The 10,854-nt window shown below is 64.9% G+C and carries 7 protein-coding genes and 1 pseudogene; 5 read left to right on the forward strand and 3 right to left on the reverse strand.

From position 1 onward, the window contains the following. The first annotated feature begins 679 nt into the window (after window positions 1–679). From mnmG to AC0L3X_RS34520, 4 genes are all read left to right on the forward strand, one after another. Complete coding sequence (gene mnmG / locus AC0L3X_RS34505; RefSeq protein ID WP_063980280.1) at window positions 680–2,560, forward strand: tRNA uridine-5-carboxymethylaminomethyl(34) synthesis enzyme MnmG; 1,881 nt, start codon at window positions 680–682, stop codon at window positions 2,558–2,560. 9 nt (window positions 2,561–2,569) lie between these two features. After that, window positions 2,570–3,340, forward strand: coding sequence for a 16S rRNA (guanine(527)-N(7))-methyltransferase RsmG (gene rsmG, locus AC0L3X_RS34510; protein WP_063980281.1), 771 nt, complete (start codon window positions 2,570–2,572; stop codon window positions 3,338–3,340). Between the two features lie 30 nt (window positions 3,341–3,370). After that, window positions 3,371–4,225 (forward strand): ParA family protein, encoded by an 855-nt coding sequence (locus tag AC0L3X_RS34515; protein ID WP_063980282.1) that lies wholly within the window; start codon window positions 3,371–3,373, stop codon window positions 4,223–4,225. A 137-nt stretch (window positions 4,226–4,362) separates the two neighbouring features. Then, window positions 4,363–5,250, forward strand: a complete 888-nt coding sequence (locus tag AC0L3X_RS34520) for a ParB/RepB/Spo0J family partition protein (protein WP_063980283.1) — start codon at window positions 4,363–4,365, stop codon at window positions 5,248–5,250. 265 nt (window positions 5,251–5,515) lie between these two features. Here AC0L3X_RS34520 and holA read toward each other — a convergent pair whose 3' ends face one another. The 3 genes from holA to leuS form a co-directional block, all read right to left on the reverse strand. Beyond that, window positions 5,516–6,544: a DNA polymerase III subunit delta gene (holA, locus tag AC0L3X_RS34525; protein WP_063980284.1), complete on the reverse strand. Its 1,029-nt coding sequence runs from the start codon at window positions 6,542–6,544 to the stop codon at window positions 5,516–5,518. 130 nt (window positions 6,545–6,674) lie between these two features. Then, a complete protein-coding gene (gene lptE / locus AC0L3X_RS34530) occupies window positions 6,675–7,226 on the reverse strand; it encodes an LPS assembly lipoprotein LptE (protein ID WP_028150179.1) in 552 nt (183 codons plus the stop codon). Next, window positions 7,213–9,837 carry a leucine--tRNA ligase gene (gene leuS, locus AC0L3X_RS34535; RefSeq protein ID WP_354132193.1) on the reverse strand — a complete coding sequence of 875 codons (2,625 nt, stop codon included), beginning with the start codon at window positions 9,835–9,837 and terminating at the stop codon, window positions 7,213–7,215. The genes lptE and leuS overlap by 14 nt, the downstream gene beginning before the upstream one ends. Before the next feature lie 191 nt (window positions 9,838–10,028). On the opposite strand from leuS, the pseudogene AC0L3X_RS34540 reads away from it, so the two are divergent. After that, window positions 10,029–10,854: pseudogene (locus AC0L3X_RS34540) on the forward strand (GGDEF domain-containing protein); the annotation flags it as partial.

The raw sequence follows: 10,854 nt of genomic DNA on the forward strand, positions 1-10,854 counted from the left end.
GAGCTTGTTCCAGTCCTTGCGTTTCCCGTGAAACGGGGGCTCGTTTCGTAGCCCGGATGAAGCGAAGCGCAATCCGGGGACGGCTCCGCAGCCGGAACACCTTTCCCGGATTTCGCTGCGCTCCATCCAGGCTACAAGCTTGTCACGCTCCTTGCGTTTCACGTGAAACAGCGGCGGGGTCGGTTCCGGTCCGTTTCACGTGGACCACGTGCCTTGCAGGCTCCGGCCTGTTTCACGTGAAACCGCGGGACGATTGGACCGCCCTGGTCGCAGTGTTCGTACGCACGGTCTGATCGCCTGACGGGCAGTGAGGGTCTTGGCCGCCGGTCGTCCCCGAAGCCCGTCATTGCGGGGAGCCCTTGCGACGAAGCAATCCAGACTGCCTCCAAGGAGGGATTCTGGATTGCTTCGCTCCGCTCGCAATGACGGAGCAGACCCATCGCTTGTGCCCTCTCTACCCCCGTCCAGAACCGTGCGAGATCTCGCCAGGAGTTCTCTCCCGGTCAGACCCATCCTGTTTCACGTGAAACAGCAGTCCTCTCAATGTCCCTTCTACTGTGCATGGGGTTGTTTTCGCGAAAATGCGCATCGCCTACTTGGCCGCACCGTTTCACGTGAAACAACCGCCTCACCCAGTTTCTACTTCCGGCTTCTCCACCTCTGAGATAGAAGTCCGCCCATGCGAACAGAGCGAGAGAGTTTCGACGTCATCGTGATTGGCGGCGGCCATGCCGGCTGTGAAGCCGCGGCTGCTTCCGCCCGGATGGGTGCGACGACCGCTCTGGTGACGCACCGTTTCTCCACGGTCGGCGCGATGTCCTGCAACCCCGCCATCGGCGGCCTCGGCAAGGGCCATCTGGTCCGCGAGGTCGACGCGCTGGATGGTCTGATGGGCCGGGTCGGCGATGCCGGCGGCATCCAGTTCCGCGTCCTCAATCGCCGCAAGGGACCGGCTGTCCGAGGCCCCCGGGCTCAGGCCGACCGGAAGCTCTATGCCGCAGCCATGCAGGCTGCGATCCGGGACACCGAAGGTCTTTCCGTCATCGAGGGCGAGGCAGACGAGCTGATCGTGGCCGAGGGCCGGGTGACCGGCCTACGCCTGGCAGACGGCCGCGAGCTTCGGGCAGGGGCCGTCGTCGTCACCACCGGCACCTTCCTCCGCGGTCTGATCCATCTCGGCGAGAAGAACTGGCCGGCTGGGCGGGTCGGAGAGGCCCCGGCGATGGGTCTCTCCGCCTCCTTTGAGCGGGCAGGCTTCACCCTTGGACGGCTTAAGACCGGAACTCCGCCGCGTCTGGACGGCACCACGATCGACTGGTCAGCGGTCGAGATGCAGCCCGGAGATGAGCCGCCGGAGCCGTTCTCGGTGATGACCGAGCGGATCACGACCCCGCAGATCCAGTGCGGGATCACCCGAACGACCTCCGCGACCCATGAGGTGATTCGCGCGAACGTCCATCGCTCTCCGATGTACTCCGGCCAGATTAAGAGTTCCGGACCGCGCTACTGTCCCTCGATCGAGGACAAGATCGTCCGCTTTGGCGACCGCGACGGGCATCAGATCTTCCTGGAGCCGGAAGGGCTCGACGATAGCACTGTCTATCCCAACGGCATCTCGACCTCGCTGCCGGAGGAGGTCCAGCTCGCGATCCTCGCCAGCATTCCTGGCCTGGAGCAGGTGAAGATGGTTCGCCCGGGCTACGCCATCGAATACGACCACATCGATCCCCGCGAGCTCGATCCGACCCTCCAGACCAAGCGTCTGCGTGGCCTCTTCCTGGCGGGTCAGATCAACGGCACCACCGGATATGAGGAAGCTGCCGGGCAGGGCATCGTGGCCGGCCTGAACGCAGCTTTGGCCGCGAGCGGCGCCGCCCTGACAGTGTTCGACCGTGCCGATGGCTATCTCGGTGTGATGATCGATGACCTCGTCACCCGCGGGATCAGCGAACCCTATCGGATGTTCACCTCCAGGGCCGAGTACCGGCTGACCCTGCGCGCCGACAACGCCGATCAGCGTCTCACCGAGAAGGGGATTGAGCTCGGATGCGTCGGGAGCGCCCGGACGCAGCATCACCGCGCCAAGATGGACGCTCTGAATGCGGCCAGGGCGCTGTCGAAGTCCCTGACCATCACGCCGAACGAGGCGATCAAGCACGGCCTGTCCCTGAACCGGGACGGCCAGCGCCGTTCGGCGTTCGAGTTGATGGCCTATCCCGACATCGGCTGGAGCCAGGTCCGGACCATCTGGCCGGAGCTGTCGGCGATCGACCCGGTCATCGCCACCCATCTGGAGATCGACGCGAAGTACGACGTCTATCTCGAGCGCCAGAGCGCCGACGTCGAAGCTTTCAGGCGAGACGAGGGGATGGTGCTGTCGGACGTCGATTACCAGCAGGTCCCTGGTCTTTCCAATGAAGTGCGGGCCAAGCTTGAGAAGGCGCGGCCGTTCACCGTTGGCCAGGCTGGCCGGATCGACGGCATGACGCCGGCGGCTCTCGGTATCCTCGCGGCCTACCTCCGGCGCGAGGCACGGAAGACCTCAAAGGCGATCGCATAGGCGTTTCACGTGAAACAGCGCGGGCCGGGCGGCAGATCGTCATCAGGGAAACCATCGGCGGGCGAGGGCGCGAGTCGCCGATCCGAGTCGACGCCGATCAAGCCGAAGATCGACAAGGCCAGCGCCAACGATCGGTCGCTGGACGCGATCATCGCCGCGGACAAGCTCGCGGCCCTCAGGCTCGCCCCCGTTTCACGTGAAACCGAGGAACGACTCGATCGCTACATCGCGCTGCTCCGGGAGTGGCAGGCCAAGACCAATCTGGTCGCGCCCTCGACCCTGCCGCAGCTCTGGACCCGGCACATCGCCGACTCGCTCCAGCTCGTCGATCTCGCCCCTTTGGCCAAACGCTGGGCCGACCTCGGTAGCGGCGGCGGCTTCCCCGGAATCGTCCTCGCCTGTGCCATGGCCGGGACGCCTGGCGCCAGCGTCCACCTCGTCGAGCGAATCGCCAAGAAGGCGGCCTTTCTGCGCGAAGCAGTTCGCGTCACCGCATCTCCGGGGCTCGTACATCTCGCGGAGATCGGGGATAATGTGGATAGAATCACCGGCCCCGTGGATTGCGTCACCGCGCGTGCGCTGGCTCCGCTACATCAACTCATCGGCTTTGCGGAGCCGCTGATGCGCCAGGGTGCAAAAGCGCTGTTTCCGAAGGGGCAAGATGTAGAGGCTGAATTGACCGAAGCCGCTAAATATTGGAATATTCAACCGCAGCTTCACCAAAGCCGTACCGGCGACGGTTGGATCGTCGAGCTGACGTCCGTCGAGCAGCGCGGCTGAGGCGTTCAGGGGTCGAGTGGGGAATTTGCGATGAGCGTGATTGACGAACCGCAGCAGCAACAGACCGGCGAAGTCCCGCAGGGCCACCCGCGCATCCTGGCGCTGGCGAATCAGAAGGGCGGCGTGGGAAAAACAACCACGGCGATCAATCTTGGCACGGCACTCGCTGCGATCGGCGAGCGCGTCCTGATCGTCGATCTCGATCCGCAGGGCAACGCCTCGACCGGCCTCGGCATCGATCGCCGCAACCGCTCCTGCTCGACCTATGACGTGTTGATCGGCGAATCGAGCTTGCGCGAGGCGGTGGTCTCGACCGCGGTGCCGCGGCTGCACATCGCACCCTCGACCATGGATCTCTCCGGCCTCGAGCTCGAGCTCGGCACCACGCCCGGCCGCGCGTTCAAGCTGCGCGACGCCATCGGCGCGCTCAACAACAACGTCTCGCCGGACGCCGATTACACCTATGTGCTGATCGACTGCCCGCCCTCGCTCAACCTGCTCACGGTGAATGCGATGGCGGCCTCCGATGCGATCCTGGTGCCGCTCCAGTGCGAGTTCTTCGCGCTCGAGGGTCTGTCGCAATTGCTGCAGACGGTGGAGCAGGTGCGCTCGACGCTCAATCCGAACCTGTCGATCCACGGCATCGTGCTGACCATGTTCGACTCGCGCAACAACCTCTCGAACCAAGTCGTCGCCGACGTCCGTCAGTTCATGGGCGAGAAGGTCTACAAGACCATGATCCCGCGCAATGTGCGCATCTCGGAGGCGCCGTCCTACGGAAAGCCGGTCCTGGTCTACGATCTCAAATGCGTCGGCAGCGAAGCGTATCTGCGGCTCGCCACGGAAGTGATCCAGCGCGAGCGCGAGCTGCGCACCACGCATTGACGCTGCCGTAGGGTGGGCAAAGGCGTCTTCGCCGTGCCCACCATCTTCTGCACACAACTGGTGGGCACGCTTCGCTTTGCCCACCCTACGATAATTCAGTTCTGGAGTGTTGCACCGTGAATCCAAGGGAGCTGGCGATGGCCGACGAAGCGCGTTCGCGACTGGGCCGGGGTCTTGCGAGTCTGATCGGTGATGTCGGCGGCGAGGCTCAGCATGTCGATCGTCCGCGCGCGCAGCGCAAGGTGCCGATCGAATTCATCAAGCCCAATCCGCGCAACCCGCGCCGCGCCTTTTCGGAAACAGAGCTCAAGGAGCTCTCTGATTCGATCAGACAGCACGGCGTGATCCAGCCGATCGTCGTGCGTCCGGTGAAGGGCGCGCAGGATCGCTTCGAGATCATCGCCGGCGAACGGCGCTGGCGCGCGTCGCAGATGGCCGGCCTGCACGAGGTGCCGATCGTGCCGGTCGACATCAGCGACAGCGATGCGCTGGAGTTCGCGATCGTCGAGAACGTGCAGCGCGAAGACCTCAACCCGATGGAAGAGGCGCTCGGCTATCACGCGCTCGCCAACGAGTTCAAACGCAGCCAGGACGACATCGCAAAGGTCGTTGGCAAGAGCCGCAGCCACATCGCCAACATGATGCGGCTGACGAAACTGCCGGCCGAAGTGCAGGCCTTGATCACGAGCGGCGAGCTGACCGCCGGCCACGCCCGCGCGCTGATCGGCGTGCCCGATCCGCTCGCATCAGCCAGGCGCATCGTCGCGGAAGGCCTTAACGTCCGCCAGGCCGAGGCGCTCGCGCATGAAGAGGGTGTGCCGGAGCGCAAGCCGCAGAAGGCGCGCAGCACCGGCGGTAAGGAAAAGGACCCTGATACGGTCGATCTCGAAAGGCGCGTCAGCGATGCGCTCGGCCTCAAGGTCACGGTCAATCACCGCGACCCCGGCGGCTCCGTCCAGATCAACTACCGCAACCTCGATCAGCTCGACGAGGTGATGAGGCGGCTGGCGAAGGGCGCGCTGTAGACGTCATTCACAGTCTGTCTCCCTCACCCTGAGGAGCCGCAAAGCGGCGTCTCGAAGGGCGAGGGCCCGGGCCTTCATCCTTCGAGACGCGCGCAAGGCGCGCTCCTCAGGATGAGGAGTAGGCGCTTCGTTCCGTCTTTGCGGGCGCATCTGTTTCCACATCGTCATTGCGAGCGAAGCGAAGCAATCCAGATTCTTTCCGCGGAGGGACTCTGGATTGCTTCGTCGCTTGCGCTCCTCGCAATGACGTGGAGAGAGCGGTGCCTCAGCTGCGCCGCTTCGCATTCACGGCGATGGCCATCAACGTGCGCTGGGCGATGGCGGCGGCTAGCGTCGATTGCTTGCGGGTGTCGAGCGCGGCGGTCGCGAGCTGCTCGATGATTGCGGCGAGCCGCGCCACGCTGAAATTGCGCAGCGCCGTTTCCACCGCCGGCTTTCGCGAAAAATGCAGGCGCGGATAGCCGCCCTCGAGCACCGCGGAGGCAGGCTGGCCGTCGGCGATCGCGAGCGCAGATTTGTGCAGCCACGCGGCCTGGCGCTGCGCGGCGGAGATGATCACGCCGGGATAGGTGCCGGCGATCATGGCCTTTGCAAATTCGGTCTCGACGATGTCGGGCCGGCCGGCGAAGGCGCCGTCGACGATGGGATCGAGTTTCAGCTCGGACGCATCGGCAACGACGGACATCACATCATCCAGCGTGATCTCGCCTTTGCCATGCGCATAGAGCGTCAGCTTGCGCAGCTCATTGCGCGAGGCCTGGCGGTCGCCGCCGAGGAATGACATCAGCGCCGCGCGGGCATCCTGCGCGATGCGCAGATTGGCGATGCGGAGCTCGTCGTCCATCAGCTTGGCAAGGTCGCGCTCGGTGTCGGGATAGCAGCCGATCGCCACGGCCGTCTTGGCGCGCTCGCAGGCTTTGCGCAGCGGCGATTCCGGGCGCAGCTCGCCGGCCTCGATCACGATGCGGCAATCCTTCACGCCCATCTCCGCCAGCGTATCGATGCCGCTGGCAAAGCTGCGCGAGCCGGCGCGGACGCGGATGGCGCGGCGGCCGCCGAACAACGGCACCGTCATGGCCTCATCGACGAGCCGCGACGGCTCGGCGGAGAGTTCGTCGCCGTCGAGCTTGACGAGGGAGAAGGGATCGTTGGGGTCGTCGACGGCCGAGGCTATCAGTGCATCGGCGCGCTCGCGCACGAGGCCGGCATCGGGACCGTAGAGCAGGATGATCGGTCGGCCCCCGTCGGGACGGGCGAGGAAGGCGTCGATCTCTTTTCCGCGCAGCGCGACCATCGGACCTGACTGTCATTCCAGGGCGCACGAAGCGCGAACTACGGCGCGCAATTGCGCGCCTGAGAATCTCGATCAATAATCTCTGGATTCCGGATCCGCCCTGCGGGCGCTCCGGAATGACGGGGATGACTTAAGTGCCGGCGATGAAGAACGAGGCGAGGCGCGTGTTGATGTTCTCGGCGATCTCGTTGGCGGCACGATCCTCGGCATCGCGAAGGGCCCGGTTGCGGGCAAAGCGCTGGTAGGAGCCGGGCATGTCATAGGACACGCGCGCGAACGTCGTGCCGGTCATGACCGACTTGCCGCTGACGACCTCGATCAAATTGTACTGGGCGTCGATGCCGTAGTTTTCACTGTTCGGCAGGCCGGTATTGGGATCGACGATCAGCGACGTTTTGCTGCTCGCGAAGCGAATTTCCAGGCGATGGGTCGGCGGCATGCCGGTGGCCGTGCCGTAGAGCTTGAAGGCCAAGGCGTTGCGGACCTCGACGCCGACACGGGCCTCGCGGGAGGCATTGGCCTTGTTGATCGGCGGAAGGTCGACCCCCATCAGCTTTTCGCGCAGGCCGGGTGTCCCGTCGCCACGCTCGGCGTACATCGGCTGGAAGCAGCCAGCCGTCAGGGCCGCCAATGCGGCGACCGCCAGCAAGCGGGCTGCGATGCGGATCCTAGCCGACAACATTCACGATCCTCTTGGGGACGATGATCACCTTGCGGACGGGCTTGCCGTCCAGGGCCAGTTTTACCGCATCGAGTGTCAAAACGGCAGCCTCGATTTCCGGATTCTGGGCCGCTGTTGCAACTGTGACCTCACCCCGCTTCTTGCCATTGACCTGGACCACCAGGGTCACGGCGTCTTCAACCAGCAAATCGCGTTCGATTTGGGGCCAATCGGCCTCGGAAACCAGCCCGCTATTGCCCAGAACCTGCCAACACTCCTCGGCCAGATGCGGCATCATCGGGGAGAACAGCTGGACCAGGATCTGGCTGGCCTCCCGGACCGCCCAGGCGAGGTCAGCTGTGGGCTGGCCGGGGCGCTGGAGCACCTCCGAAAACGCATTGGCGAATTCGCGGATATGGGCAAGGCAGACATTGAAGTGCAGCCGCTCGATGCCGGTGGTGACCTTGTCCAGCGCGCCATGGGCGGCCTTGCGCAAGGCGGTCGCATCCGGGCCGAACGAGCCCGGACGATCTGCCGGCGCGGCCTGGCCGAGCTCCACTGCATCGTTCACCAGCCGCCACAGCCGCTGCACGAAGCGCGAGGCACCCTGGACGCGCTCGTCGCTCCAGATCACGTCGCGGTCGGGCGGGGAGTCCGACAGCATGAACCAGCGGGCGACATCGGCGCCGTAGGTCTCGATGATGTCGTCGGGGTCGACCGTGTTCTTCTTCGACTTCGACATCTTCTCGATCGGACCGATCTGGATGTCTTCGCCTGACGTCAGCAGCGTCGCGCGCCGGCCGTTGCCGCCGACCTCGATCTTCACCTCGGCCGGCTGCACATAGGTGCCGTCGGCCTTCTGGTAGGTCTCGTGCACCACCATGCCCTGGGTGAACATGCCGGCGAACGGCTCGTCCAGCGCAATGTGCCCGGTCGCCTTCATCGCGCGGGTGAAGAAGCGGCTGTAGAGCAGATGCAGGATCGCGTGCTCGACGCCGCCGATATACTGGTCGACCGGCAGCATCCGGTTGGCGACGGCTGGCGTCGTCGGCGCGTTCTCGTTCCAGGGATCGGTGAACCGCGCAAAATACCAGGACGAATCCACGAAGGTGTCCATGGTGTCGGTTTCACGCTGGGCCTTGCCGCCGCATTTGGGGCAGGTGACGTGCTTCCAGGTCGGGTGATGATCGAGCGCGTTGCCCGGTCTGTCGAAGGTCGCGTCATCAGGCAGCGTCACCGGCAGGTCGGCGTCCGGCACCGGCACCACATCGCACTTCGGACAGTGGATGACCGGAATCGGGCAGCCCCAATAGCGCTGGCGCGAAATGCCCCAGTCGCGCAGGCGGAAATTGACCTGACGCTCGCCGACCGGCGCATTGCCGCGCAGTTCGCCTTCCAGCCGCTTTGCGACCTCGTCCTTGGCCTGCTCGATGGTCATGCCGTCGAGGAAGCGCGAATTGATCATGCGGCCGTCACCGTCATAGGCGGTGTCGGTGATGACGAACGTCTTCGGGTCCTGACCCTCGGGGCACACCACCGGAATGTTGCCGAGATTGTACTTGTTGACGAAGTCGAGGTCGCGCTGGTCGTGCGCGGGGCAGCCGAAGATCGCGCCGGTGCCGTATTCCATCAGCACGAAGTTCGCGACATAGACCGGCAGCTTCCAGCTCGGGTCGAACGGGTGCACCGCGCGGATGCCGGTGTCAAAACCCTGCTTTTCCGCGGTGTCGATGATCTCTTGCGCGGTGCCGATCTTCTTGATGTCGGCGATGAACTGGGCAAGCTTCGGGTTCTTCGCGGCTGCTGCTTGAGCCAGCGGATGATCCGACGAGATCGCCATGAATTTGGCGCCGAACAGGGTGTCCGGGCGCGTCGTAAAGATCTTCAGCTCGCTCTCGCCGGCGGGCGTCGTCGCCTGATCCAGCGCGAAGCGGACCAGCAGGCCCTCGGAGCGGCCGATCCAGTTGCGCTGCATCAGCCGCACCTTGTCGGGCCAGCGGTCGAGCCCATCCAGCGCGGACAGCAGTTCCTGCGAGTACTTCGTGATCTTGAAGACCCACTGGCTCATTTCCCGTTGTTCGACAACGGCACCCGAGCGCCAGCCGCGGCCGTCGATCACCTGCTCGTTGGCGAGCACGGTCATGTCGACCGGATCCCAGTTGAGCTTGCGCTTCTCACGCTCGGCCAGGCCGGCGGCGAGCATGTCCAAAAACATCTTCTGCTGATGCTTGTAGTAGCTGGGGTCGCAGGTCGCGAATTCGCGCGACCAGTCCAGCGACAGCCCGATCGAGCGGAGCTGCTTCTTCATCGCGGCGATGTTGTCGTAGGTCCAGGCCTTCGGCGCGACCTTGCGCTCGATGGCGGCGTTCTCGGCCGGAAGGCCGAAGGCGTCCCAGCCCATCGGGTGCAGCACGTTGAACCCCTTGGCGCGCATGAAGCGGGCCAGCACGTCGCCGAGCGTGTAATTGCGGACATGGCCGATATGGATGCGCCCGGACGGGTAGGGGAACATCTCCAGCACGTAGTATTTGGGCCGCGAATCGTCGTTCTTGGAGACGAAGATCGCCTGCTGGTCCCAGGCGGCTTGCCAGCGCGGTTCGGCGTCGCGGGCGTTGTAGCGTTCGGAGGTCATGGAATCGTTGGGTTTTCGTGGATTCGGCCGTCTAAAGACGGCGGACTAGGCCATAGAAGTCCTTAGGGGGTCAATGGGTTGCCGCTGGCGGCGGCCCCCCGCAAGGCTGCTCCGCTAAAGTACGGACGGCCCATTGGGATCGGATTAAGGGGTCGGTGCGAGGTTGGCCGCCGACAGCACCCCGCCAGGCGATGGAATCAGGCTTCGACGATCTCGATTACGACTATGCCGCGTCCGTCGCCGGACGGGCGGTGCGGAGCATGGCCGAGCAGCGGATTCCGCCGACGCCGACCAATTTTGCCGTCTGGTTCCACTATTTCGCAGGCAGCCATGACGACCTGCGCAATGCCATCGATCTCCTGATCGACCACAACCGTCCCTTCGACGCCAGGACCAACCAGGATCTGTTCGAGACCTATGTCGCGCCCCGGGGCGGGCGCCGTCGCCTCCGAGACGTCCGATCGGCTGCATGCCCTCATGGGGGCGGCGAAGGAGTTTCTGGCGACGGCCATGGCCGACAATCGTTCCCAGATGCAGGCGATCAGCGAAGTCGCTGATCAGGGCAGGGCCGGCGTCGATCCGAAGGCGCTGGTCGCCCAGCTCATGAATGAGTTGGCCCGGGCCGCCACGAGGGCGACCCGGCTCGAGGCCGGCTTTGCGGAAAAGACCCGCGAGCTCGACGTGATCCGCGACTCGCTCTCCAAGTCCGAAGAGCGCGCCCGGACCGATACGCTGACGGGGCTGGCAAACCGGCGGGCGCTCGATGAATTCCTGCGCAAGGCACAGACGACCGCGGATTGGGGCGAGCCGCTCGGCGTGCTGATGCTCGACATCGACCACTTCAAGACCTTCAACGACAATTTCGGCCATGGCGTCGGCGACCAGGTGCTGCGCCTGATTGCGAAAGTGCTGCGCGAAAAAGTTCGCGAGCAGGATCTGTCGGCCCGCTATGGCGGCGAGGAGCTGATTGCCGTGCTGCCGGATGCCGATCTCGCCACTTGCGCCGAGATCGCCGAG

The sequence above is a fragment of the Bradyrhizobium sp. MI1.7 genome (assembly GCF_055811795.1).

Bases quoted from the DNA above. Each gene is read 5' to 3' on its own strand.
- mnmG (WP_063980280.1), top strand. From the start codon at position 680: ATGCGAACAGAGCGAGAGAGTTTCGACGTCATCGTGATTGGCGGCGGC.
- AC0L3X_RS34515 (WP_063980282.1), top strand. From the start codon at position 3,371: ATGAGCGTGATTGACGAACCGCAGCAGCAACAGACCGGCGAAGTCCCG.
- AC0L3X_RS34520 (WP_063980283.1), top strand. From the start codon at position 4,363: ATGGCCGACGAAGCGCGTTCGCGACTGGGCCGGGGTCTTGCGAGTCTG.
- holA (WP_063980284.1), bottom strand. From the start codon at position 6,544: ATGGTCGCGCTGCGCGGAAAAGAGATCGACGCCTTCCTCGCCCGTCCC.
- lptE (WP_028150179.1), bottom strand. From the start codon at position 7,226: ATGTTGTCGGCTAGGATCCGCATCGCAGCCCGCTTGCTGGCGGTCGCC.
- leuS (WP_354132193.1), bottom strand. From the start codon at position 9,837: ATGACCTCCGAACGCTACAACGCCCGCGACGCCGAACCGCGCTGGCAA.